The sequence below is a fragment of the Microbacterium xanthum genome (genome assembly GCF_034531355.1).
Lineage (GTDB): Bacteria > Actinomycetota > Actinomycetes > Actinomycetales > Microbacteriaceae > Microbacterium > Microbacterium xanthum.
The window spans coordinates 265,831-289,510 of the sequence record NZ_JAWHUE010000002.1; the positions used below are offsets into that span (position 1 = coordinate 265,831).

19 protein-coding genes are annotated in these 23,680 nt (G+C 69.8%); 11 read left to right on the forward strand and 8 right to left on the reverse strand.

Annotation, left to right across the window (positions count from 1 at the left end):
- Positions 1–2: 2 nt before the first annotated feature.
- Genes RZO50_RS06905 through RZO50_RS06915 form a run of 3 tightly spaced genes read right to left on the reverse strand, consistent with a single transcriptional unit; the run spans position 3 to position 3,994 of the window.
- A complete protein-coding gene (locus tag RZO50_RS06905; protein ID WP_322598980.1) occupies positions 3–1,286 on the reverse strand; it encodes an ABC transporter substrate-binding protein in 1,284 nt (427 codons plus the stop codon).
- A gap of 12 nt (positions 1,287–1,298) precedes the next feature.
- Complete coding sequence (locus tag RZO50_RS06910; protein WP_322598981.1) at positions 1,299–2,900, reverse strand: FAD-dependent oxidoreductase; 1,602 nt, start codon at positions 2,898–2,900, stop codon at positions 1,299–1,301.
- Entirely contained in the window at positions 2,897–3,994 is a 1,098-nt protein-coding gene (locus tag RZO50_RS06915) for a LacI family DNA-binding transcriptional regulator (protein ID WP_322598982.1), read from the reverse strand. The genes RZO50_RS06910 and RZO50_RS06915 overlap by 4 nt, the downstream gene beginning before the upstream one ends.
- 68 nt (positions 3,995–4,062) lie before the next feature.
- On the opposite strand from RZO50_RS06915, the gene RZO50_RS06920 reads away from it, so the two are divergent.
- On the forward strand, positions 4,063–5,820 hold the full coding sequence (locus RZO50_RS06920) for a beta-xylosidase family glycoside hydrolase (RefSeq protein WP_322598983.1): 1,758 nt from the start codon (positions 4,063–4,065) through the stop codon (positions 5,818–5,820).
- A 73-nt stretch (positions 5,821–5,893) separates the two neighbouring features.
- Here the strand turns inward: RZO50_RS06920 and RZO50_RS06925 are convergent, their stop codons facing one another.
- Positions 5,894–9,505 carry a purple acid phosphatase family protein gene (locus RZO50_RS06925; RefSeq protein WP_322598984.1) on the reverse strand — a complete coding sequence of 1,204 codons (3,612 nt, stop codon included), beginning with the start codon at positions 9,503–9,505 and terminating at the stop codon, positions 5,894–5,896.
- A 256-nt stretch (positions 9,506–9,761) separates the two neighbouring features.
- Here RZO50_RS06925 and RZO50_RS06930 point away from each other — a divergent pair, with 256 nt between their 5' ends.
- Complete coding sequence (locus RZO50_RS06930) at positions 9,762–10,301, forward strand: VanZ family protein (protein WP_322598985.1); 540 nt, start codon at positions 9,762–9,764, stop codon at positions 10,299–10,301.
- 21 nt (positions 10,302–10,322) lie between these two features.
- Here the strand turns inward: RZO50_RS06930 and RZO50_RS06935 are convergent, their stop codons facing one another.
- Positions 10,323–11,084 (reverse strand): class I SAM-dependent methyltransferase, encoded by a 762-nt coding sequence (locus RZO50_RS06935; protein ID WP_322598986.1) that lies wholly within the window; start codon positions 11,082–11,084, stop codon positions 10,323–10,325.
- Between the two features lie 81 nt (positions 11,085–11,165).
- On the opposite strand from RZO50_RS06935, the gene RZO50_RS06940 reads away from it, so the two are divergent.
- Entirely contained in the window at positions 11,166–11,867 is a 702-nt protein-coding gene (locus RZO50_RS06940) for a sigma-70 family RNA polymerase sigma factor (protein WP_322598987.1), read from the forward strand.
- Positions 11,868–11,939: 72 nt separating this feature from the next.
- Here the strand turns inward: RZO50_RS06940 and RZO50_RS06945 are convergent, their stop codons facing one another.
- The 3 genes from RZO50_RS06945 to RZO50_RS06955 all read right to left on the reverse strand — a co-directional run bounded on the left by RZO50_RS06945 (position 11,940) and on the right by RZO50_RS06955 (position 14,333).
- The gene (locus RZO50_RS06945; protein WP_322598988.1) at positions 11,940–13,502 is read right to left on the reverse strand and encodes an HNH endonuclease signature motif containing protein; all 1,563 of its coding nucleotides are present in this window, start codon (positions 13,500–13,502) and stop codon (positions 11,940–11,942) included.
- A 163-nt stretch (positions 13,503–13,665) separates the two neighbouring features.
- Entirely contained in the window at positions 13,666–14,100 is a 435-nt protein-coding gene (locus RZO50_RS06950) for a TA system VapC family ribonuclease toxin (RefSeq protein WP_322598989.1), read from the reverse strand.
- On the reverse strand, positions 14,097–14,333 hold the full coding sequence (locus RZO50_RS06955) for a ribbon-helix-helix domain-containing protein (RefSeq protein WP_322598990.1): 237 nt from the start codon (positions 14,331–14,333) through the stop codon (positions 14,097–14,099). The genes RZO50_RS06950 and RZO50_RS06955 overlap by 4 nt, the downstream gene beginning before the upstream one ends.
- A 399-nt stretch (positions 14,334–14,732) precedes the next feature.
- Between RZO50_RS06955 and RZO50_RS06960 the strand changes: the two genes are divergently transcribed.
- The 8 genes from RZO50_RS06960 (at position 14,733) to RZO50_RS06995 (ending at position 23,673) form a co-directional block, all read left to right on the forward strand.
- Entirely contained in the window at positions 14,733–15,581 is an 849-nt protein-coding gene (locus RZO50_RS06960) for a GntR family transcriptional regulator (RefSeq protein ID WP_322598991.1), read from the forward strand.
- A gap of 275 nt (positions 15,582–15,856) precedes the next feature.
- Positions 15,857–16,876 carry an NAD(P)-dependent oxidoreductase gene (locus RZO50_RS06965; RefSeq protein ID WP_322598992.1) on the forward strand — a complete coding sequence of 340 codons (1,020 nt, stop codon included), beginning with the start codon at positions 15,857–15,859 and terminating at the stop codon, positions 16,874–16,876.
- The gene (locus tag RZO50_RS06970) at positions 16,873–18,462 is read left to right on the forward strand and encodes an FGGY family carbohydrate kinase (RefSeq protein WP_322598993.1); all 1,590 of its coding nucleotides are present in this window, start codon (positions 16,873–16,875) and stop codon (positions 18,460–18,462) included. The genes RZO50_RS06965 and RZO50_RS06970 overlap by 4 nt, the downstream gene beginning before the upstream one ends.
- A 49-nt stretch (positions 18,463–18,511) precedes the next feature.
- Positions 18,512–19,402, forward strand: coding sequence for a 3-hydroxy-5-phosphonooxypentane-2,4-dione thiolase (gene lsrF / locus RZO50_RS06975; protein ID WP_322598994.1), 891 nt, complete (start codon positions 18,512–18,514; stop codon positions 19,400–19,402).
- Positions 19,399–19,764 (forward strand): cupin domain-containing protein, encoded by a 366-nt coding sequence (locus RZO50_RS06980; RefSeq protein WP_322598995.1) that lies wholly within the window; start codon positions 19,399–19,401, stop codon positions 19,762–19,764. Before lsrF ends, RZO50_RS06980 begins: the two co-directional genes overlap by 4 nt.
- Positions 19,764–20,774 carry an ABC transporter permease gene (locus RZO50_RS06985; RefSeq protein ID WP_322598996.1) on the forward strand — a complete coding sequence of 337 codons (1,011 nt, stop codon included), beginning with the start codon at positions 19,764–19,766 and terminating at the stop codon, positions 20,772–20,774. Before RZO50_RS06980 ends, RZO50_RS06985 begins: the two co-directional genes overlap by 1 nt.
- Positions 20,775–20,824: 50 nt before the next feature.
- Positions 20,825–22,120 (forward strand): sugar ABC transporter substrate-binding protein, encoded by a 1,296-nt coding sequence (locus RZO50_RS06990; RefSeq protein ID WP_322598997.1) that lies wholly within the window; start codon positions 20,825–20,827, stop codon positions 22,118–22,120.
- 17 nt (positions 22,121–22,137) lie between these two features.
- Complete coding sequence (locus RZO50_RS06995; RefSeq protein WP_322598998.1) at positions 22,138–23,673, forward strand: sugar ABC transporter ATP-binding protein; 1,536 nt, start codon at positions 22,138–22,140, stop codon at positions 23,671–23,673.
- Positions 23,674–23,680 lie beyond the last annotated feature (7 nt).

Genomic DNA, 23,680 nt, shown 5'->3' on the forward strand with positions numbered 1-23,680 from the left:
TGTCAGCCCAGCAGCGGGGCGATCGACTCGCAGGTCGACTCGAGCACGGCCGGGATGTCGGCGTCGGCCACCCACAGGTTGTCGAGCGATGCCCGCACCTGCTGGGAGATCTGTCCGGAATCGGTGTGGCTCGGGCGCACCTGGCCGGTTTCGATGCCGGGCACGACGACGGTCTCGATCTGCTCGGAGGTCAGCAGCGGGTTCGCTGCCGCGAGCGTCTCGACGTTCAACTGCGATGCGCGGGGCGGCGGGAAGTACTGAGCGAGCTTCTCGGAGTTCTCCGGGTTGGTGAAGAACGCCAGGAACTCGGCCGCGGCGGTGGGCTGCGCACCCTGCGCCATCGCGCCGATGCCGGCCTGTCCGGTGACGGAGTACTCACCGACCGGGCCCTCCGGCAGCGGCAGGAGGTCCCACGCGAATCCGCCCTCGGGGAGCAGGTTCGCACGTGAGATCTGCGTGACGGTGAAGGCGGCCTCGCCGGCGAAGAAGTCGGCGGTCGTCCCCGGGCCGGGCATCGACTCGGTGGTGAAGGCGGCGTCGTGCAGGAACGTGAAGGCGTCGACCATCTCGGGGCTCGCGAACGTGCACTCGGTGCCGTCGGCGCTCCACGGGGCGGCGCCCCAGCCGTTCCAGACGGTGCTGAGGTAGTCCCAGTTGAGGTAGTCGAAGTCGCGGATGACGAAGCCGGCGTTGCCGGTGGCCTCGTGTACGGCGGCGCCGACCTCGCTCACGGTCTCCCAGTTCCAGTCGCCTGAGGCGAGCATCTCACCGGAGGTCGGCTGGCCGGCCTCGGCGAGCATGTCGTCGTTGGCGAAGACGACGAACGGCGAGGTGCTGAACGGGTAGGCGAGCAGGTCGCCGTCCTGTTCCCAGAGCTCCAGGGCGCTGGGCACCAGGTCGTCGTACTCGTAGCCCTCGGTCGCCTCGAGCACCTCGGTGAGGGGCTCCAGGGCGCCGGAGGCGACGAAGTCGGGGGCGGCGTTTTCGAGGATCCACGCCAGATCCGGGGCGTTCCCGCCGGCGATCTGCGTGGTGACGGTGCTGGTGTAGTCGTCGAAGGGCAGCGGGTCGAAGGTGATCGAGGAGATCTCCGGGTGATCGGCCATGTACTCCTCGGCGATCGAGTCGAACAGGGCCAGGTGGTCGTCGTTGGACGTCCACACGGTCATGCGCAGGTCGATGTCGTCGGTCGGTTCGGCGGTGCCGGTGCCGCCGGCGCACGCGGTGGTCGCGAGCGCGGTCGCCGCGATCATCGCGGTGGCGGCCAGCGTCTTTGCTGTTCTCATGCTGTTTCTCTCCTAGTAGCCGCGGACGTCGGGCCAGTGCAGCTCGACGCCGTTTCGGGTGAGGGTGTGCTGGAACTCCGCGAGGAGGTCCGGCGTGGTGTGCACGGCGCGCGGACGCGTCGCGCGGTCGAGGCAGAAGGCCGCCAGGGCGCCCGCCGCTTCGCCGATGTTCCACTCCACGGGGTGAAGGCGGAACGCTCCGTTGGTGATGTGGGTGGTGCCCACGTTCTTGCCGCCGGCGATGAGGTTGTCGAGGCGGCGGGGGAGGAGGATGCCGAGGGGGATCTCGAAGGGGACGCTGGCGATGTCGAGGTAGTTGTCGCCGCCGGTCGAGGGGTGCAGGTCGATGCGGTACATCCCGACACCGACGCTGTCGGGGGTGGTGAACGGGCGGGCATCGCCGCGCAGGGCGATCGACAGGTCGTTCTCGGTGACCGTCGAGAGGGCCAGCAGGCGCCGGGATTCGCGGATGTAGGGCGCCATCGCGAGGCCCTCGGGCCCCTCGGTGATGTCTCCGCGCAGACGCAGGCCGGGGTAGCCGGTGCCGCCGTCGGGGCGGGGGGCCTCGGTCTGCAGCCAGTAGAGCATCGACAGCGACTGCTGCCGCGCCTGGGCCTTGTGGTGCTCGGCGGTCTCGGCGTCGACGTCGATGAGGGTGCCGCCGAGGTAGTCGATCATCGGCCAGTTGACCAGCACGATGTCGCTCGGGATGGCGCCGTCGACGAGGTTCTCCCGGGCCAGGATGCGGCGGAAGGTCCACAGTTCCCGGTCACCCGGGTCTTTGCCCTGGTCGGCGATCGCGTCGGCGCGCACCGCGTGCGGGGTGAAGGTGCGGGTGAGGGTCTCGAGGCTCCGCGGGTCGGGGCCGGTGAGGGAGATCATCGGTGCGCCCCAGTAGTCGGGCTGCACCGCGCGCCACGTGTCGTAGTCGGCGGGCCGGTCGATGGTGTGGTCGCCGTCGACGTGGTCGATCGTGAAGCACCAGCTGAAGGCCTGCTGGTTGTCGGGCTGCGCCTCCTGGGGTGCGCTGGGCTCGCCGGTCTGCGACTGCGCCTCGAACCCGGTGACGTACTCGGCGCCGGCGAGGGGCAGCAGGTCGCCGAGTTCGGTGGCGTCGACGACGTAGTCGGCTTCGACGGTGACCTCGCCGCCGTCGTCGCGGCGGAGGGTGACCGAGCTGACACGGTCCCCGTCGACATCGACGGCGACGGGAACCGCGGGCTGGATGATCGTCAGGCGACCCGACGAGCGGTGACGGGCGAGCATCCCGTCGATCGCGGCGACGCCCGAGCGGGGCTCCGCGCACATGCGGCTGACGAGGCCGTTGCCGGGGTTGAGGGTCGCGTCGGCGCGGGCGGCGGGGGTCAGCGGGTACCACTGGCGGTAGTGGTCGCGGATGGCGCCGCGCAGCCGACGGTAGCGCGAGGTGGCGCCGAACTGTTCGATCCAGCTGTGCTCGTCGAGGGGCACGGCCTGGCTGGTCAGCTGCCCGCCCAGCCAGCGGTACTCCTCGGTGAGCACGACCCGGCGGCCGGCGTCGAGTGCGGCGAGGGCGGCGGCGACACCGCCCAGGCCACCTCCGACCACGAGAAGGTCTGTACGGATCGCGGTCATCGGGTGGCCTCCAGAGGGGGAGCGGCGAGGGTCGTGCCCTCGGTGATGGGACAGGGGAGCAGGAGTCGACGTTCCGCGGCGGGGACGTCTTCTCCGGAGAGGATGCGCGTGAGGAGGGCGACGGCGTGGGCGCCGAGTTCGGCGCGCGGCGGGGAGAGTCGGGTGATCTCGGTGGCCCCCTCGCCGGGGCGGGCGGCGGATCCGAGCGCGACGATGCTGAGATCGCCCGGCACGTCGATGCCGTCGCGCACCGCATGATCGTGCAGGGCGGTGGCAAGCTCCGGCTGCTCGGCGATCACGAGGGTGGCGCCCGATTCGCGCACCGCGAGCCAGTCGGCGGCGGTGTCGGGTCCGGCGGTGCCGGCGGTGGCCCGGTCGAGGATGTCGAGTCCGGACGCGGCGGCCGCCTCGGCGACACCCTGCCGGCGGTCGAGGACCGACTCGCCGAGCCCGGCGCGGTGCAGGAAGATGACCTTCTCGTGCCCGAGGGCGAGCGCCTGCTCGACGAGGGCGCGGCTGGCGCTGACGTAGTCGATACCGACATAGGGGATCTCCGGCACGTCGCGTCGACCGACGGCGACGGTGCGGATGCCGTCTTCGACGAGGCGGCGGAGCTCGACGGGGTCCATCTCGACGCCGAGAAGCAGCAGTCCGTCGGCCAGGCGGAGACGGTTGCGTTCGTGGAACAGGCGTCGGCGCCCCTCGACGGCGGGGGCCGAGGTGAAGAGCAGCAGGTCGGAGCCGACCTGTTCCGCGCCCGCTTCGATGCCGGCCAGCAGCGGCGTGTAGAAGTCGAGGCTCTCGGTGGGGAATGCCGGTTCGTAGGTGAAGACGCCCAGGATGTGGTTGTCGGCGCCGGCGAGTCGGCGCGCGGACGGGTCGGCGACGTAGCGCGTCTCTTCGATGACCTTCATGATGCGATCCCGCGTCTCCTGCGGGATGCGCACGGTGCCGTCGGTGCGTGCGTTGAGCACCAGGGAGACGGTCGCCTGGCTGACGCCGGCGAGCTCGGCGATGCGGCGCTGGGTGATGCGTCCGCTGTCGGGTCGGCCCATGATCTCTCCATCGAGGGTGGTGATAATGCGCATGATCATGCGATGATGCAACGGTAATGCGCATTATCACGATGCGCAAGTCACAGTTCGAATCGAAGGAGATCCGAATGGAGAAGCACATCCGCAGCACCGGGCGCGAGAGCGCGCGACGGGTTCGTCGCCGCGCGGTGGCGATCGGGGCGACCGTTGCGGCCGCACTGTCGCTCGCCGTCGCCGCCCCGTCAGCCGCCGCCGGGTCGGAGGGCGGCTCAGCACCATCCGTGGCCGCCGGGTCGCTCACGCCGACGGCGGTCGCCCCGCAGCCGGCCGGGTGGCCGCAGTTCACCTATCAGGGGGAGATCACCGACAAGAGTCAGATGCAGTACAACCCCACCAACGAGTACATCTTCCCGAGCGTGTTCCACGCCGGGGCGTACTTCGATGATCCGCTGGGCGAGTGGTACATGTACATCGCGCCGCACGATCGCCCGGGCGGGATCATGCTCCTGTACGCCGACAGCCTCGAGGGTCCGTGGACCGAGTACGGCGCGAACCCGATCATCGCCCGGAAGTGGAGCCCGTACTTCGATGTGAACCACGTCTCCAGCCCGGATGCGGTGTGGAACGAGCAGGCCGATGAGCTGTATCTGTACTTCCACGGCGGCAACGAGGTCACCCGCTATGCGACCAGTGACGATGGTGTCACCTTCGACTACGGCGGGGTCGCGGTGACGAACAGCATGGGCGGCCCGACCGTCACGGAGTCGAGCTATGCGCGGGTCTTCCCGCACCCGGATGCCTCATCCGGGTTCGCGTACGGGATGTTCTACATGGCCAACGAGCAGGACAACATCCGACGGCTGCGGTTGGCGGAGTCGGTCGACGGCCAGACCTGGATCGTCGACCCCGACTACGTCGTCGCACCCGGGGCGGAAGAGGGACAGAACGTGTCGGCCGGAGACCTGTGGGAGTGGAACGGCCAGCGATACGTCGTCTACCACGCCTCGAGCGGCAAGTCGTATGCCCGCACCATCGACGAGACCCTCCGCCAGGTGGGGTCGCAGCCGATCCTGCTGCATGAGGCCAGCGGGGTGGGGGAAGATGTCGGGCGGGTCGCATCGCCGGAGATCGTGACGGCGGAGGGGGGCACCTACCTCTTCTACGAGTCGGGCAACCGCACGGGAGCGACCATCGCCTGGGCGAAGGACGCCGCCGCGTCACCGCCGCCGACGGGTTTCGGCGGGTTCCCCGTCGACGAGCAGAACCCGGTGTTCGCGCAGTGCGCGGCGGAGGGGTCGGATGAGTTCGACACGACGCTGTCGACGGCGTGGGACCGCGTGCTCCGGGCCTCGGATGCCCGGCACACCGTGGTCGCCGGCGACCTGGTGATCCCGACCTACGCCGGCGGGGTCGCCGCCGCACCGCTCATCCAGCAGGAGCTCCCGACGGGTCCGTGGCAGGTCACGACGAAGGTCGAGATCGACCCGACGCAGAAGTACCAGCAGGCGGGGCTGCTGCTCTACGCGACCGACACGCACTATGCGAAGTTCGATCTGGTGTGGGCGGCGAACGGCCGATCCGTCGAGGTCGTCTACCACCACGACGGTGCGAACCGGCAGGACACCGCGCCGCCCGCCGTTTCCGGTGCCACCCAGCTGTGGCTGCGGCTGACCAGCGACGGTCAGGAGATCCGGCCGTCCCTGTCCTACGACGGGGAGGACTTCCAGGACTACGGTCGTGCGATCGATGTCTCCGGCGCCGGGTTCGCCCACGTCGGACCGTACGCGTTCCGTGGCGGGCAGAACACCGCCGAGATCGATGCGGCCTTCGAGTGGGTGCGCTTCTCACCCTCCGCCGCGGAGTACGCGCAGTGCATGTCTGACTGACGCGGCCGCGCCGGGCCCGAGCCGCTGAGGGTCGGGTCCGGCGCGAACGCGGATGTCGTGCTGTGGTGCGCCGTCAGCTCGTCGAGGTGCGGCGGCGGCGCAGCAGGAGACCCACCGACACCAGAGCCACCGCGAGGAACAGCCCGAGCGCCCACAAGGTGCCGCCGGTGGCGGCGAGCGCTCCGGCCGCCGTCACCTCGATCTCGGCCGAGGCGAGCTCGTCATCGCCCGCGAAGACCCGCACGGTGTGTGTGCCCGTCTCGGTCGAGGCGGGGATCGTCACGGTGGATGCGAAGGCCCCCGCGGCATCCGCGGTGACCGCCCCGAGCACCTGCGGAGTCGAGTGCAGTTCGACGCGAAGCTCTGCCCCTGGCTCGAAGCCGCTGCCGGTCAGGGAGAGCGTGCCGCCCGCGGCGACCGTGCCGGAGGAGAGGGTCAGCGTCGCCGCCGTCTCGCCCGAGCCGCCGTCGCCGGTGCCGCCGTCGCCGGTGCCGCCGTCGCCGGTGCCGCCGTCGCCGGTGCCGCCGTCGCCCGTGTCGGCGGGGATCTCGACACCTGCCTCCGTGACCCACTTGGTTCCGTCGGCGTACTTCGTGATGGTGAACTCGTCGAACACCTCCCCCACCTCGGCGTCGACGGTGGAGCCGTCCTGCTTGACGGCGACGATCGCGCGGTAGTGGATGGCCTGCTCGGTCACGTCGATCACCTGGTAGCCCTGGGTGTTGCCGGCGCGGGTCACCTGACGGGCGCCGTTCTGGGTCCAGATGTTGTCGTCGGGATCGCTCAGCGTGTACATCTTCGGTCCCGACACCGACACCGCGTAGACCGGGCCGGTCTGCACGCCGTCGAGGTCGGTCTCGTTCGCGATGAGGTGGCCGCGGCCGTAGCTGTGGTCGTGTCCGGTCAGCACCAGGTCGACGTCGTGCTCTTCGAGGATCGGCAGCCACGCGTTGCGCACGAGCGCGTTGTCTCGTCCCTCGGAGGTCGAGAAGACGGGCTGGTGGAAGGTGACGATCGACCACGGGTGCGGGTTCTCAGCGAGCACGTCGCCGAGCCATTCGCCCTGCATGCGCAGGAAGATCTCGATCGCCGACTCGCACCGTTCGAGCTCGCACGCCGGGACCTCGTCCGGGATGAACTCGGTCACGCCCGACCCCGGGTTGTCATCGAGCGAGATGATCCGGGCGCCCTGGTGGTCGACGTAGAACGCCGACTCGGCGAGGTGCTCGGCGATCTCCTCTTCGAACGCCCGCGTGTAGGCGTCTTCCGCGGTGGCGACCGGTCCGTTGAGGGGCTGGGTGACGTGCTCGTGGTACTGCGTCAGGGGCTGGTCGCCGGAGTACTCGTGGTTGCCGGGGGTGGTGATCGTCGGGATCGTCGCTGTGAACGGCTCCTGCGCCCGGAACCACTCCGCCCACTGCACGTCGCGGTCGGAGTTGTTGATCAGGTCCCCCGGGTGCAGCGCGAAGGCCGCCTCCGGCACGTCGGCGAACGCCATCTGGGCGACGGGGGTGAATCCCTCGGTGAGGTCGTTCTGGGCGTCGCCGAACCCGATGAAGGTGAACGCGCCCGATTCGGCTGCGGTGGTGAACGAGAACCAGTCGCTCACGTGCTCGCCGGTGCCCACGCGGTACTCGTAGGTGGTCTCGGGTGAGAGGCCGTCGATGACCGCTGAGTGCGAGCGCGAGGAGTACTCCCAGGACGAGAAGCCGACCGGCTCGCCCGTCGTGGCGGGGACGCTCCGGGTGTCGCCGCCGATCTCTCGCACCTCGACCGAGCCGGCGTCGATCGCCGCGTCGGTGCGCCAGGTGACGCCGATCGACGTCGCCGGGGTTTCGGTGAGGCTGAGCAGGATGCGGCTGGGCGCCTCGGTCGGGATCGCCCAGGTCGTATCGGATGCTTCGCCCGGCTCTTCCGGCACGACCGGTTCGATGAGGCTGCCGTCGCGTCCGGCGCTGACGGCGCCGACCTCGAGGCGGGCGAACTCGCCGGCCGCGGTGAAGTCCATGCTCTCGAGGTACATCGTGGCCTGCCCGCTCGCCGTGGCGGAGAACTCGGACTCGGCGCTCAGCACGACCTCCAGGCGGGCCGCCGCGGTTCCTCCGGTGACCGTCTCCACCGGGGTGACCGTCGCGGTGACGGTGGTGGTCGCCGACCCGGTGAGGTTGCCCTTGAGCCCGGGGGCCTGCGCGAAGATCTCCTCGCCGAACAGGGCGGCGACCGCGGCATCCATGTCGGTGACCTCGGTGTCGACGGTCACCACGGCGGGCGAGCCGTCGCCGGGGAGGGCGACGGCCTCGCCGAGCACGCGCAGGTTCTCGAGGTCGAGCGAGGTGCCGGTGGCGGCGTCGAAGGAGCGCGGGGCGGTCGCGTTCGCGGTGATCGCGTCGAGGGTGACGATGTCGTCGAGGCCGAAGACGGCCGAGGCGATGTCGTCTTCGGCGACGAGCTCGGCGCCGATGGCGAGGTCGTCGCCGCTGACCGTTGCGGTCGCTCCGGTGTCGGCGAGCACGTGGGAGACCTGCATGCGGGTGAAGCTCAGACCCTCACGGGGTTCGTCCTCCTCGACGAAGACGCCGTTCTCGCCGGGGTCGGTGTCGGGGGTGCCGAACTCCGCCCAGGCGATGCGGTCGTCGCCGCCGATGTCGGTGTTCTCGAGCTCGGCGTTGAACAGCTCGGCGAACGCTCCACCGCTGATCTCGCCGGATGCCGGGACCTCGAGGTGCTGCACGTCGATGGCGGTGGAGACGGTCTGCAGCAGCGCGGCCGGCGAGGCGTCCGCGTCGAGCACGTAGGCGCCGAGATCGGCGACCAGCAGTGTTCCGTCGATGCTCGCGTCGATCGTGCCGATCACGCTGTCGATGTCGACGTCCCAGTGGATCTCGACGGTCAGGCGCAGGGCGGCGCCGGCACCGTCGACGACGGCGGGTCGTTCGGCGGTGACGGTCACTTCGCCGGCGAGGAGTGCGTCAGTGACGTATCCGGCGTACGCGACGCCGTCTTCGGCGCCGACGAGCGACCCGAGCACGAGGGCCGGGTCGGTCTGCTCGAACGCGGCGACGCGGGTCGTCTGCGGCATCTCGGTCATGAGGTCGACGGTGTCGCCGAGCAGGTCGACGTCATCGAGCGTGAGCACGGGTGCGCCGGCGGTGGTCGCGTCGGCGGAGGCCAGCCCGACGCTCGCGGCCTGGTCGATGCCGGTGATGTCGGTCAGGCCCTCGAGGAGGTCGTCGAGATGCACGGTGACGTCGGTGACGGATGATTCGGCGCGCAGGCTCGTCGGCGTCGCGGTGGTGCGAGCTGAGGCGTCACCGGTCTCGAGTGCGCCCGAGGTGGTCGACCAGGTCGGACGGGCTTCGCAGTCGGCGAGGTCGTCGTCGCAGAGCTCGCCCGGCACGGCACCGGCGGGGGTCAGGCGTTCGAGGGTGGCCGTCTGTTCGTCGGGGGAGAGGATCGGGGTTCCGGTTCCGGGGAGGGCATGACGCCCGTACGCGCCGATCCGTTCGTCCAGCTCCGGGGAGAGCAGCTGGGCGACCTGCCCGGTGGTCGTCCCGGTGGCGTGCAACGCCGATTGCACGGCGACCAGGGGCAGAGCGCTCACCGCCCCGCTCGGTGCCGCGCTCGCCGCGGTCGTGCCGGCGATGGCGCCGGTGATCCCCAGTGCGGTGGCGACGCTCAGCGCCACCCCGCGTCTCATCCACGTGCTTTCGACACCCACGTCGTCTCCCTGTTGTGATGACTGCGGCGTGATCGGCGCGATTCGCTCGATCGGTCCGGCTCGACTGACGCTAGGGACGTTGTGTGAACGCACGGGAAGGGGAGGTGAACGATATCGCGAACACCGTCGGCCGGGGGTGCGTGCGGTGTGCGCCGAGCATCCCGAAACGTCGTCGACGTCGTTGGGCAACGCCGACGGCACGGCGAGGGGGCACGATAGGACGATGCCCCCGTCGCCGCGCGATCACCCCGACATGGAGCGGATCGTGGTGCCCCCTCGACCTCCGCTGCCGCGGAACGCGCTCCCCCCGGGATTCGCCGCACATACCTCGCCGCGCCGCGACGTGCGCCGCATCGCCGGCTGGTCTCTCGCCGGCTACCTGTTCGCTCTCACGCTCATCGCGTTCTGGCCCTCGCCCGTCGACAGCGGCGCCGGGCCGATGATCGACCTGGTCACCCGCCTCATTCCGGTGCTCACCTATGCCCGGATCGAGTTCGGGGCGAACATCCTGCTGTTCGTGCCGCTGGGGGTGCTGCTGACCCTCCTCCTGCGCGATCGTGCGCTGGTGCTTCCGATCGCGATCGTCCTGACCCTCGGGATCGAGAGCGTGCAGGGGGTGCTGCTGGATCGCCGCACCCCGAGCGAGCTGGACATCATCGCGAACACCGCCGGCGCCTGCATCGGCCTGCTCGGTGTGGCGGCGTGGCGGTGGTGGCGCCGCAGGGGCCGGTCGGCGGGCGACTCGCGCGAGGCCGCGAGCTGAGCACCGCCCCGGTGCGTGTGGCTACGCGGTCGGGCGTCGGGCTTCGACGAGGTGCCGGGTGGAGTGCGCGATGAAGGGGCCGTCGGTCTGGATGCGGTCGTGGAGATCCCGCAGTCGCTCGCGCGAGCTCTCGACGGAGAATCCGGGGACCCACCAGATCACTTTCCGCAGCAGGTAGACGACGGCGGCGACGTCGTGGATCTCGATGCGGAGGCGCGCGGTCCGCAGGCCGACGATCTCGAGGCCGGCTGCCTCGGCCGCGGCGGCTTCGTCATCAGGGTGGCGTGCTCGCCGTGCGTCGGGCTGGGGACCGAGGAAGAACTCGATCAGCTCGAATGCGCTCGCCGGGCCGACATGCTGGGCGAAGTAGGTGCCGCCGGGACGGAGCACACGGGTGATCTCGTCCCACCAGACGGTGGCGGGGTGCCTGCTGGTGACCAGGTCGAACGCCTCGTCGGCGAACGGCAGGGGAGGTTCGTCCGGGTCGGCCACGACGACCACGCCGCGCGGGTGCAGCAGCCGGGTGGCCTTCGCGACGTTCGGAGGCCAGGACTCGGTCGCGGCTGCCGTCGCGGGGAAGGATGCGGCTTCGGCGAGCACTTCACCGCCGCCGGTCTGCACGTCGAGCGAGGCCGAGGCTCGGGAGAGTCGGTCGGCGAGTTGTCGGGCGTAGCCCCAGGGCGGCCGCTGTTCGCTCGCGCGGCCGTCGAGCCAGGAGAAGTCCCATCCCGACACGTCTGCGCTTGACCCGGTCTTCAGCAGCGACTCGAACGTCTCGGTCATGCGGCCAGTCTCCCAGTTCGTCGCGTCGGGGGGTGACGGGGGCGACGGGCATGGTGGCCGGCGGGGTCCTGCGTCGTCGAGGTGTTCGGCAACGTGCAGCGCGCACCACCCGGTCTTCGCCTCCGTATGCAGATGCATGTACATGGTCGGCCGCGGTTCCACAAGCCCCCGAAGTCGGTCGCTTCGGCGCGGCACGGTAGTCCCATGCCCCCCAGCGACCCCGACGCGAACCTCGAGAACCTGCTCGCGGATATCGCCGCCGGCGATCCCGCGGCATTGGCTGAGCTGTACGGCGCGGTCTCGCCCGCGTTGTTCGGTCTGGCGGTTCGACTCCTCCAGAACCGCCAGCTTGCCGAAGAGGTGCTGCAGGAGGTCTTCCTGTACATCTGGCAGAACGCGGGGGCGTTCTCGTCGGCACGCGGCTCGGCGATGCCCTGGCTGTTCACCCTCGTTCACCGGCGGGCGGTCGATTGCGTGCGCAGCACCCAGGCCGACCGCCGGCGGGATGTTGTGCACGGCCACCGCCAGGCCGTGTCGCTCGATCCTGAACCGGCCGATCAGGTTGAGGCCATCGTCGAGGGTGATGCCCTCCGGACGGTTCTTTCCCGCCTGAGCGCGCCGCATCGTCAGGTGATCGAGCTCGCCTACTTCGGCGGGCATACGCAGGTCGAGATCGCGGAGATCCTGGATACGCCGCTCGGCACGGTGAAGACGCGGATCCGAGCGGCCCTGTCGCGGCTGCGCGAGCTTCACGCGCCGTCCCCGCCCGCGCTGGCTGCCTGACGCGGTCTCGCCGAACGGCGGGGCGAGCCCATGCGCGGAGGCTCGGAAGGATGGGCCGTGCGACCGTTCCGTCTAGAACGGCGGGGCGACCACGGCGGTCGGTCTCGGCTGCGGTGACGGGTCGGGGATGAACATCACCCGTGGTGGTGGGTCGTCGGTGTATTGCAGTCCGGAGGGTGCGGTGAAGTGCAGTCTCCCGCCGGGGTGTTGGACGACGGTCCACCCGGCGGCGTGTTTCAGGGTGTGGTGTCTCTTGCAGAACGCCCCGAGGTTGTCGACATCGGTTTTGCCGCCGAGGGCATAGTCCTCCCGGTGATCCCAGTCACAATCTCGCGCAGGTCTCCGGCATCCGGGGAACCGGCACCGGACGTCCCGGGCCATCAGGTACCGTTTCTGCGCCGCGGTCGCGTGCCGCCGGTCGACCGCGAGAACGGCCCCGCCGATGGGGTCGAGGAACACCCGGTCGAACCCGGGGGCGTTTCCGGCGAGGATTCTCGCCGTCTCGGGGTCGACCGCGCACGTCCCGTCCAGTTCCGCACCCCCGGCGGTTGTTCCCGCGAGGCTGGTGGCGGGAACGGTGACCTGCACGTGCGCCCGGATCGCCCCGAGCCCACCCTCGACCACATCTCCGGTCGTATCGAACGAGGGGGTGGAGGTGAGCATCATGTCCAGCAGCAGGTCGGTGCGGATCTGGTCGAGGGTCCGCTGGTCGAACCACACCTCACCGGCATTCGCAGTTCCGCAGCTGCCGGTGTCGACGAGTTGGTGTTCTACCGCGCCGCCCGCGGTGTGGTTCATGTTTCGGTCATCGGAAAGACCGAAGCCCGCACCGGGCCCGGTCGTGCGGTGCTCGTCCACGTCGTACCCGCCCTCGAGGCCCTCGCGCCGTCCCGCGCCGCACCGGACTGCGCCCGCCTCTGACCGTGCACGTGCGGCCGCCTCGCGCTGGGCGTCTTGCTGCGCGGCGTCGCGTCGCGCGACCCGGTCGGCGTGCGTGATGGCTTTCCCTTGCCGGGTGATCCGGTCGTAGACCCCGTGGATCTCGACGGAGGGCCCGATCGCGCCGAGCATCGACATGCCATCGCGCAGGTCTTCTACCCACACCCGCCTGTCGAGCACGGCTTCGTCGTGGCGTTCTTGCATGGTCTTCGGGTTGTGTTTCTCGGCGGCCTGCTCCGCGAAGGGTCGAAGCCGCGATGCGGATGTGGTTTCGGCGTAAGCGAGTGCCTCGTGTTCGTAGGCGGCGCGGGCGTCGGGCTCGGTGAGCTCGAGTCCGTTGTCGACGATCACGCTGACGTGCGCGCGCGAGATGCGTCCGGCATGCCATGCGTGCCAGGTGGCGGCGTAGTCGTTGACGGTGCGGTACGCGTCGAACAGGTGCGTTTGCATGGTGCGGTCGCTGACGCGTTTGGCGACGGCGAGTTCGGCGGCCATCGCCCGCAACGGCATCTCGCGCTCCCGGGTACTGGCCTCACGCAGTCGCGCGGTCTGCTCCTGGGTGAGCTCGAACGCGTCAGCGTAGAGACGAGCCCGTTCGGCTTGGATGCGCGCCTCGGCGGCATCTAGCTCGGAGATCGCGGCGACCAGCTCCCGCGTGCGAGCCGCGTCTGCTTCTCGCTGCCGCTCGTTCTCCATCGCCGCCCCCGTGATCTCTGACTACTTCAAGAGTAGAGAGGGGGTACGACATTTGTACCCCTACCGGAGCGATCTGTGGAAAAAAATATAGTACACAGGTTCTATACAGACAGGTGGCGACCTCGTCCCGTGATCGCGTCTCCATCCGGCCGACGTCGAGACCCTACGCGGCCGGATCGAAGAACCGCAGGCCGGGGAACCGGGCGAATCCGCGGTCGCGAGTGGCAAGATGTGCGCCATTGCTGAGGCAGAGGGCCGCGATGTGGGCATCGGGCACGAGGTTGCCCCGCACGCCACTGTCGTCGCGAGCTATCTGTCCGAGGTGCTGCCAGGGTTCGGCTCCCTGGTGCAGCCAGCTTGCGCGCGGCCGGGCGGCGATCGCGTCGATGAACTCGAGTGCCGCCAGGGTCGGTGTCGGTTCGGCGAAGATGCGCGGGTGGGTGACGATGCGCACGAAGCCGGTGGCGATCGTGTCGGCGATGCCGAGTCGGCCGTCGCGCATGGTGGTTCGCAGCCAGGTGGCGTACGTCTCGTGTCCGGCCGTGTCGGTGCGGAACGCGTGGATCAGGATGTTGACGTCGGGAACGACGAGCGTCATGCGCCCGCGTCCAGTGCGTCCCACACCGCATCGGTGTCGTCGAGGTCGACCAGGGTGCCGGGAGTACGGGGCGAGTATGTCGGCAACGGGCCGGTCGTGCCTTGTGAGGGTTCGCGCGCGAGGTGCTCGCGCAGGGCTTCCTCGAGGAAACTCGTGAAGCTGCGCCCTTCGGCAGACGCGCGTTCCTTCGCCGCCCGTGCAAGAGCATCGGAAAGGTTCAGCGTCGTCCTCATGCAGATAACCATACGCGACCATGGCAGATATCTGTATAGGTCCCAATAGCCACGCCAGCTGCGCGCGGAATGTCCTCGGTGCCCCGCCGGTGCGTGAAGGGGAGGAGTAGGCGACGCCTCTGCGCGTTGCCAGCTCCGTCAACTTGTCTGGGATGAGTGGGCCCACCCCGCGTGCGTACGGTCGCCACCATCGCCCTCTCCCCGCCGAAGAGTTGCGAAAACCCCAGATCGTGCCGTAAAGCCGGTCGGCAGAGAAGGCCGAACCCGAAAAAGACGCACTTGTCTCTACAGGGGATACATGTTCCCCGACAGGATGGATACATCCGCCGGGCGAGGTCGCCGGGTGGTCAGGGCCAGAAGCCCGATCCCTCCCGCTCACCGAAGAGACAGGTTCGAACGATGCTGACGCTTCCTCAGCTCGACCGTGAGGCCACGGCCCCGATCTGGTTCCAGATCATGCGGGTGCTGGAGTCGCGGGTCGCCGACGGCACATGGGTGCCGGGTGACAAGCTGCCGAGCGAGAACGAGCTGTGCGCGCACTTCTCGGCGTCGCGCACCTCGGTGCGTGAGGCGTTGTCTCGCCTCGAGACCGCGGGCATCATCTCGCGCCAGCAGGGCAAGGGCGCGTTCGTCGAACAAACTCAGGGTCCGTCGGCGTGGACCCTCCCGTCGGCGCCGAGCCTGCTGGGGGAGTACAGCCAGGATGGCCGCAGCGCCCTGACCTCGCAGATTCTGCGGGGCGGGGTCGAGCCGCTGCCGTCGTGGGCCGCGGCCGCCCTGGGGCGCGACTCTGCCGACGGGTACGGCTTCGTGTTGGAGCGCGTGCGTGCGGTCGGTTCCCGCACGGCGGTGCACGTCATCAATTACATGCCCCGCCGTTTCGCCGGCGTGCTGCCCGATCTGCGCGATCCGCAGGCGAGCCTGTACGGCACGATCACCCGGGTCGCCGGGGTGCGCATCTCCCGGATGCACCGCACCATCGAGGCGGCGACCGCCGACCGCACCCTCGCGACCCTGCTCGAGGTCGAGGCCGGCCACCCGATCGTCGTCGTCGAAGCGGTCGCATATGGACCTGACGGTGAACCGATCGACTTCTCCCGCGCGTCGGTGCGCACCGACCGTCTGCGGGTGAGCGTCGACACCGGATTCGAAGCCGACGGGATCTCATCCGAGCACGCGTCGGGCCGATATCCGACCGGACGCCGCGCCGCCACCGACAGTGCCCGCGTGAAACCCAGCCCCGCCTGATCCCCGAGCCCCGCCCGCCCCCGGGTACCCCGGAACTCCCTCCCCCCTCCCCTTTCCGATCCCGAACCCTCCCAACCCGAACCACCCCCACGCGAACCCGAACCGCCCCCACCTCGGCCCGTCGCGTCTTCGCCGACCCCGAAAACCCCACCCCCCGAAACCCAGCCCAGCCCCGAACCCCACCCCCGAACCCCACCCCCCCGAACCCGCAACCCACCCCCAAACCCGAACCCCAAACCCGAACCCGCAACCCCCAACCACCCCGGAGACACCTCATGACCGACCCCCGCATCCTCGTGCTCGGTGACAGCTACATGTCGGCCGACGTGTTCACCTCGGCGTTCACCGCGCGGGGTCTGACGGCCGACGCCGCGACCCTCACCCTCGCCGACGCCACGTGGCCGACGAGCGCGATCCGCGAGTTCGAGGGCGACCCGGCCGAGGTCGCGAAGCTCGCCGCCGGCTACGACGTGGTCGCCTTCCACGCCGCTCCGGTCACGGCCGAGGTGATCGAGGCGCTTCCCGACCTGAAGCTGCTCGGATGCGCTCGCGGCGGCCCGGTGAACGTCGACCTGGCGGCGGCGACGCGGCGGAACGTGCGGGTGACGACGACCCCGGGCAAGAACGCCGAGGCGGTCGCCGACTTGACGATCGGCTTCCTGATCTCGCTCATCCGGAATGTGCCGGCTTCGCTGCGGGATGTCGACGACCGGGTCGCGAAGGGCCTGCCGCTGGCGGAGTCGACCTTCGAGGGCGCGCGCTGGTTCGGTCGCGAGGTCGCCGGCACCCGCGTGGGCCTGATCGGCTACGGCAACGTCGCGCGCCTGGTCGCCGCCCGCGCCCACGCCCTGGGCGCGACGGTCACCGCGTACGACCCGTTCGTCGACCCGTCCACCGTCACCGACACCACGATCGTCGGCGACCTCGACGAGCTCCTCGCCGGCAGCGACGTCGTGAGCGTCCACGCCCGGGCGACGGCCGAGAACCGACACATGGTCGGCGCGGCGCAGATCGCGACGATGCCGGCCGGGTCGTTCCTCATCAACACGGCCCGCGAGTCCCTCGTCGACGAGCAGGCGATGCTGGATGCTCTCACACGCGGTCACCTGTCGGGTGTCGCGCTCGATGTGAACGAGCCGGACGGCCCGTGGCGCGAGCTGGTCGTGCAGCCGAACGTGATCCTCACCCCGCACCTGGCGGGGGCCACCCATGAGACCCTCGCGCGCGGTGCCGACATGCTCGCCGCCGAGATCCAGGCGTTCCGCGACGGCGCCGACCTGCGGTGGGAACGATGAGCGCCTCACCGGTCTTCCTCGCCATCGATGCCGGCACCGGCTCGGCGCGGGCGCTCGCGTTCGACATCGAGGGGCGCCTGGTCGCCCACGGCGCCCGCGAGTGGACCCACGCGCCGGTGCCCGGGCACCCGGGCGGCACGGTGTTCGACACCGACGGCGGGTGGGTGGCGATCGTCGGTGCGGTCTCCGACGTCGTCGCGCACCTGAACGGACGCGAGGTCGCCGCGGTGGCCGCCTCGAGCATGCGCGAGGGCTTCGTGCTCTACGACGCCGACGGCCGGGAACTGTGGGCGTGCCCGAACACCGACGGCCGTGCCCGCGCCGAGGCCGACGACCTCGTGCGCGAGGGACTGGCGGCCGAGATCTACGCGACGGCGGGGGACTGGGTGTCGATCACCGCCCCGGCCCGGCTGCGCTGGATCGCCCGCCACGAACCCGACCTGCTCGCCCGTGCCCGGCACCTGGGCATGCTGAGCGACTGGGTGACCACGCGCCTGACGGGTCGGTTCGTGACCGAGCCGACGTGCGGGTCGAGTTCGGCGCTGTTCGACCTGAAGGCGCGCACGTGGTCGGCGCACCTGGCCGAGGCGGTCGGGATCGACCGCGGCATCCTGCCCGAGGTCGTCGAGCCGGGGCAGACCGTCGGTGTCGTCACGCTCGAGGCGGCCGCCGCGACCGGGCTCGCCCCCGGCACTCCGGTCGTCACCGGCGGCGCCGACACCCAGCTCGCCCTGCATGGCATCGCCGCCCGCCCGGGCACCCCGACGATCGTCGCGGGCACGTTCTGGCAGACCACCGCCGTCACCACCGACCCCCTCATCGACCCCGACCGGCGCCTGCGCACCCTGTGTCACGTCGAGCCCGACGCGTGGATGGTCGAGGGCATCGGGTTCTTGTCGGGCCTGGCGATGCGGTGGTTCCGCGATTCGATGTGTCCGGATGCGGCGGTCGCCGCCGCCGAGCGCGGCACGTCGGCGTTCACCGTCATGGAGGAGTGGGCGCAGACCATTCCGGCCGGTTCGGGCGGGGTGGTCGCGACGCTCGCGAACGTGATGCAGGCGGATGCGTGGCATCAGGCCGCGCCGTCGTTCGTCGGGTTCGACATCAACGACCCGGATTCGTGCTCGCGGGGCGCGTTCATCCGCGCGATCGAGGAGTCGGCGGCGATCGTCGCCGCGGCGCACCTCGACATCCTCACCGAGCTGACCGGCGGCGGTGCGACCGAGAACGGCACCGTGACCTTCACGGGCGGCTCGAGTGCCGGCACCCTGTGGCCGCGCATCATCGCCGGGGTCACCGGCCTCGACACCGCCGTCACCCCGGCCCCGGAGGCGACCTCGTACGGCGCCGCGCGCCTGGCCGCGCAGGGTGTCGGCGCGTCGCTGCCGCCGATGGGCGAGCCCGACCGCATCGTGCACCCCGACCCGGCCGAGCGCGACGCCTACCCGGAGATCGTGCAGCGCTGGCACCGCGTCTACCGCGACGTGCTGTCGATCTCGGGCGACGACCTGCAGCCCCTGTTCACCCCGCCGGGCGCGGCCCGCGAGCCGATGCAGGCCCGCCGCACCCGGGAACCCCACGCCTGACCCGATCACCCCGACCCCCTCGAAGACCCCATCCCCGAAGGAGACCCTCATGGCAGACCTCGACGGCAACGCCTCGGCGAAGCAGTTCCACCCCGACACCCCCGCGGTGCCCTTCGGGCACAGCATCCGCGGGGCGGGCAACCTCGACTGGGGCATGCAGAACCGTCTCGCGCGCATCCTGAACCCGGCCACGGGCCGCACCGTGATGCTCGCGTTCGACCACGGCTACTTCCAGGGCCCCACGTCGGGACTCGAGCGCATCGACCTGAACATCGCGCCGCTGGCCGAAGAGGCCGACGCGCTGATGTGCACGCGCGGGTCGCTGCGCACCTCGATCTCCCCGGCGACTCAGTCCGGCCTGGTGCTCCGCGCCTCGGGCGGCCCGTCGGTGCTGAAGGAGCTGTCGGATGAGTACACCGCCATGGCGATGCACGATGCGGTCCGCATCAACGCCGACGCGGTCGCGGTGCAGGTGTTCGTCGGCGGCGAGAACGAGAGCCGCAGCATCCGCAACATGACCACGCTCGTCGACGCCGGCTACGACGCGGGCATTCCGGTGCTCGGGGTCACCGCGGTGGGCAAGGAGCTCACCCGCGACGCCCGCTACCTGGGCCTGGCGACCCGCATCATCGCCGAGCTCGGCGCGCAGCTGGTGAAGACGTATTACTGCGACGAGGGCTTCGAAGACGTCGTGGCCGGCTGCCCGGTGCCGGTGATCATGGCCGGCGGCAAGAAGCTTCCCGAGCGGGATGCCCTCACCATGGCCAGCAACGCCGTGCGTGCCGGGGCGGCCGGTGTCGACATGGGCCGCAACATCTTCCAGAGCGCCGCCCCGGCGGCGATGATGCGGGCCGTGCGCGCGGTCGTGCACGACGACGTCGACCCCGCCGACGCGTACGAACTGTTCCGCGAGGCCAGCGCCGAGAAGGTGCTCGTATGAGTGCGGATGTGCTGCGCCCGGCCGACGCCGACCTGCGGTTCGGCGATTGGGGCCCCGCGTATCTGCAGCAGACCGACGATGCCGCGTTCGGCACGGTCGTGCTGCGCCCCGGCGACACGTTCGACAACCACCTGCACGAGAAGCACACCGAGTCGTTCGTGGTGCTCGAGGGCAGAGCCGAGATCTGGCTCGACCGCACCACGCGCGTGGTCGTCTCGGCCGGTGAGGTGCTGCGCGCCGAGCCGGGCGAAGAGCACTTCGTGCGCAACCCGTTCGACGAGACCTTCCGCGCCGTGTTCGTGAAGACCCCCTGGGTCGACGGCGACAAGGTCGACCGCCCCTGGACCCCCGAGGAGACATGATGAGCACCAAACTCGATCCCGAACCGGGAACCCTCACCCAGACGGTCGCGACCCAGATCAGATCCGACGGCCAGGGCGCGTGGCGGGCTCGCATCATCCTGCTCGCCCCGATCGCGGCGCTGATCGTGCTCATCATCGTCTTCTCGCTGGCGAGTCCGGTGTTCTTCACGATGGAGAACCTGCAGAACCTTGTGCGGCAGATGGCGGTACTTCTCGTGGTCGCTCTCGGTGCGACGTTCGTCGTGCTGATCGGCAGCATCGACCTCTCGATCGGGTCGATCGTGACCCTCACGGGGGTGAGCTCGGCGATGTTCGTCGCCGCGCTCGGCCCGTGGGGTGCAGCGCTCGGCTTCGCCGTCGGCGTCGCGTGTGGACTCGTGAACGGGCTCGTGCACGTCTACCTGAAGGTGCCGAGCTTCATCGTCACCCTCGGCACGATGTTCGTCTTCGCGGGCGTCGCGTTGATCGTCTCGGGTGGGCGTCCGCAGGCACTGCGCTCGCCGGAGCTGTCGACGATCTTCGGTGGCACGATTTTCGGCATCCCGCTGATCTCGCTGTGGGCGCTCGTGGCCCTCGTGATCGCCGTGGCCATCGAGAAGAAACTGGTGTTCGGATACCGGGCCAAGGCCGTCGGTGACGCCGAGACCGTGGCGAAGCTCTCGGGCATCAACGTCGACCGCGTGAAGGTCGCGGTGTTCGCCCTGTCGGGCCTGTTCGCCGCCTTCGCGGGACTCCTGTTGATGATCCGCACGAACTCGGCTTCGGGAAGCATGGGGGAGCCTCTGCTCATGGAGGCGCTCGCCGCCATTCTGCTCGGGGGCACCTCGCTCATGGGCGGAGTGGGCGGGCCCGCGCGCACCATCCTCGGCGTGCTCGTGATCTCGGTGCTGAGCAATGGCATGAACCTCGCCAGCGTCGACCCGTTCGTTCAGCAGACGATCACGGGCGTCGTGCTCATCGCCGCCGTGGCCCTCACCCTCAACCGCAAAGAACTCTCGAGCGTCAAATAGCGCCGAGGCCCTCCCCACTCACCAACCCGAAACACACAAAGGAGTGTCTGATGACCCCCACATCGTCCACCCGTCGCCGCCTCATGGCCGGCGTCGCCTTCGCCGCCGCCGTGCCGCTGTTCGCGGCCTGCGCCTCGAACAGTGCCGGTGGCGACGCCACCGGCGATCCGGACCGACCGACCGTGATGGTGCAGGTGCCCACCCTGGACAACTCGTACTGGGCCGACGTCATCAAGGGGGCGGAGGCTGCGGCCGACGCTCTGGACATCGGTGTCGACGTGCAGGTCTACGGTGACTCCACCGACACCCAGCTCAGCCAGGTTCAGCAAGCCGGTTCGAAGGGCATCGATATGGCCCTGCTGTTCGCGCAGGACCAGGCCTCGTCGCCGACGCTCATCCAGGCGGCAACCGACCAGGACATCTATGCCACGAACATCTTCTCCAACCAGCCGTGGTCCACTCCGTCGGAGCCGGAGTACAACGACCATTACGTCGGCTACTTCTTGCCCGACAACGTGCGCGACTCGTACAACATGGCTTCGTCGGTGATCGACCAGATCGGTGGCGAGGGCAAGGTGATCCACATCACCGGCCTCCCCGGGAACACCACCGCAGACGAGCGTCAGCTCGGTGTCCAGCAGGCGTTGAACGAGAACCCCGGCATCGAGCTGGTCGGCCGCGAGAGCGGCGGCGAGAACCGTGTCGCGACCCAGCCGGTCATCGAGGACCTCCTCACCGCGAACCCCGATGTTGATGCGATCATCTGCCACAACGACGACTCGGCGATCGCCGTGATCAACGCGCTGAAGGACCGCGGCATGTCCGACGTGAAGGTCGGCGGCATCGACGCGATCGACGAGTTCCTCGACGACATGCAGAACGGGTCGAATGCGGCGGCGACTGTCGCGATCCATGGTTCCTGGTTCGGCGGGTACAACGTCGTGCGCCTCTACGACGCCTACGAGGGTGCGGAGTACACGCCGGCCGAGAGCATGATGTTCCAGGATTCGCTCACGATCGACACGTCGGACGCGGCCGGTGAGTACCAGTCGGTCGTCTACCAGGCCGACCCGCTGCCCTTCGACTGGACGTCGATCTCCCGCGCGATGAACCCGGATGACTGGGACACGCAGGTGACCCTCGTTCCGATCGACCCGTACGAGTACTGGGGCCGCATCGGTGAGGAGCCGCCCGCCGGCTACGAGCTGCCCGCCGCGTACGCGGAGGACCTCGAGGGCCCGGCGCTCGATCTGGCGTCGACCTACCTCGACCACTCGGTCGCAAACCCGCTGGCACCGGTGATCGGCCTCACCCTGTCGGGTGAGACCTCGTTCGGTCAGAAGTAACCCGAGGAGCAGTCGTCATGAATCAGCACGCACGCGCGCAGTCGTCCGCGTCGACCTCCCTCGGGGTCGTCGGCGCGGGCATGGTGTTCGACACGAATGTCGTGTTGCGCGATGTCACGATGCACGTGAATCCGGGGGAGATCGTCGGTCTGATCGGCGAGAACGGTGCGGGCAAGTCCACGGTGATGGACATCATGTGCGGCGTGCTGCAGCCGACGGCGGGGATGGTCGTCATGGACGGCTCCGATGTGGAACTGCACACCCCGGTAGACGCCGCCCGGCGCGGCGTCTACCGGGTGTTCCAGGAGCAGAGCGTCATTCCGCGCCTTCCGGTCTTCGTGAATCTCTGCCTCGGCGCGGAGGATCACTTCACCATTGCGGGCGTTTTCCGAAAGCGTGCCGCCCAGCAGCATGCGCGAGACCTGCTCGCCGACCTCGGGCTGTCCTACGACGTTGACAAGCCAGTGTCGGCGTACTCGTTCGGTCAGCGTCAGCTGCTCGAGCTCGCACGAGCGGTCAGCCTGTCTCGCATCTACGAGACCCGAGACCCGGTGATCTTGCTCGACGAGCCGACAGCCGCGCTGTCGGGTGGCGAGCTGGAGTTGTTCTTCGCGCTGGTCACCCGCCTGAGGGATGCCGGGACCGGGTTCCTCTTCGTCTCGCACCGCTTGAACGAGCTGCTCGAGTATTCGGACCGGCTCTACGTCATGAAAGACGGCGCGGTCGTCGCTGAGGTCCCTGCGAGCACCTCTGAGTCGGAGTTGCACCGCCTCATGGTGGGCCGGGAGCGCGCCGAGGACATGTACCAGAAGGGTCGCCAGTGCGGGCCCGGCCCCGACGTTCGTCTGCGTGCGACTGATGTCAGTTCGGACGGCCTCAAACCGACGACCTTGGCCGTGCGCCGCGGTGAGGTCGTCGGCGTCGGCGGGTTGCTCGGGTCGGGCAAGAACCAGCTTGCCGCCGCGTTGTTCGGGGCCGCCGGCTACCGCGGCACGGTCGAGATCGATGGTGCCGTCATGAGCGGCCGGCTCGGCGATCGTGTCGCCGCCGGTGCGGGGTACATCCCTCTGCACCGGCATGCCGAGGGCGCGAGCCTCGGCCTCTCGGTGTCGCAGAACATCAACGAGGTGCGACTCGGTCGCGGGTCGGATGTCGGAGTGCGTTCGCCCCGCCGTGAGCGCGTGCGCGCGAAGGAATGGGTCGACAAGCTCCGGGTGCGCACGCGGTCTCCGGAACAGACCGTGCGCACACTCTCCGGCGGCAACCAGCAGAAGGTCGTCTTCGCCAAGTGGCTCAGTCAGGGTGCGGAGGTCATCATCGCCGACAATCCCACGCGCGGCGTCGACGCGGGAGCCAAGGAGGAGATCTACGCGATCATGCGCGACCTCACCGCGGAGGGCGCGTCGGTGCTGTTGGTCAGCGACGACCTGTCGGAGCTGATCGGTCTCTCCGACCGGATTCTCGTCATGCACGACGGTGAGATCGTGGGCGAAGTCGCTTCGACCCCCGACAGTCCGGCGCGAGAGGAGGACGTCGTCTCGCTCATGGTCTGACCGCCCC

What these genes read in the sequence shown, in the direction of transcription:
- RZO50_RS06905 (WP_322598980.1), bottom strand. Translation starts at nt 1,286, where the DNA reads ATGAGAACAGCAAAGACGCTGGCCGCCACCGCGATGATCGCGGCGACC.
- RZO50_RS06910 (WP_322598981.1), bottom strand. Translation starts at nt 2,900, where the DNA reads ATGACCGCGATCCGTACAGACCTTCTCGTGGTCGGAGGTGGCCTGGGC.
- RZO50_RS06915 (WP_322598982.1), bottom strand. Translation starts at nt 3,994, where the DNA reads ATGATCATGCGCATTATCACCACCCTCGATGGAGAGATCATGGGCCGA.
- RZO50_RS06920 (WP_322598983.1), top strand. Translation starts at nt 4,063, where the DNA reads ATGGAGAAGCACATCCGCAGCACCGGGCGCGAGAGCGCGCGACGGGTT.
- RZO50_RS06930 (WP_322598985.1), top strand. Translation starts at nt 9,762, where the DNA reads ATGCCCCCGTCGCCGCGCGATCACCCCGACATGGAGCGGATCGTGGTG.
- RZO50_RS06935 (WP_322598986.1), bottom strand. Translation starts at nt 11,084, where the DNA reads ATGACCGAGACGTTCGAGTCGCTGCTGAAGACCGGGTCAAGCGCAGAC.
- RZO50_RS06945 (WP_322598988.1), bottom strand. Translation starts at nt 13,502, where the DNA reads ATGGAGAACGAGCGGCAGCGAGAAGCAGACGCGGCTCGCACGCGGGAG.
- RZO50_RS06950 (WP_322598989.1), bottom strand. Translation starts at nt 14,100, where the DNA reads ATGACGCTCGTCGTTCCCGACGTCAACATCCTGATCCACGCGTTCCGC.
- RZO50_RS06955 (WP_322598990.1), bottom strand. Translation starts at nt 14,333, where the DNA reads ATGAGGACGACGCTGAACCTTTCCGATGCTCTTGCACGGGCGGCGAAG.
- RZO50_RS06960 (WP_322598991.1), top strand. Translation starts at nt 14,733, where the DNA reads ATGCTGACGCTTCCTCAGCTCGACCGTGAGGCCACGGCCCCGATCTGG.
- RZO50_RS06965 (WP_322598992.1), top strand. Translation starts at nt 15,857, where the DNA reads ATGACCGACCCCCGCATCCTCGTGCTCGGTGACAGCTACATGTCGGCC.
- RZO50_RS06970 (WP_322598993.1), top strand. Translation starts at nt 16,873, where the DNA reads ATGAGCGCCTCACCGGTCTTCCTCGCCATCGATGCCGGCACCGGCTCG.
- lsrF (WP_322598994.1), top strand. Translation starts at nt 18,512, where the DNA reads ATGGCAGACCTCGACGGCAACGCCTCGGCGAAGCAGTTCCACCCCGAC.
- RZO50_RS06980 (WP_322598995.1), top strand. Translation starts at nt 19,399, where the DNA reads ATGAGTGCGGATGTGCTGCGCCCGGCCGACGCCGACCTGCGGTTCGGC.
- RZO50_RS06985 (WP_322598996.1), top strand. Translation starts at nt 19,764, where the DNA reads ATGAGCACCAAACTCGATCCCGAACCGGGAACCCTCACCCAGACGGTC.
- RZO50_RS06990 (WP_322598997.1), top strand. Translation starts at nt 20,825, where the DNA reads ATGACCCCCACATCGTCCACCCGTCGCCGCCTCATGGCCGGCGTCGCC.
- RZO50_RS06995 (WP_322598998.1), top strand. Translation starts at nt 22,138, where the DNA reads ATGAATCAGCACGCACGCGCGCAGTCGTCCGCGTCGACCTCCCTCGGG.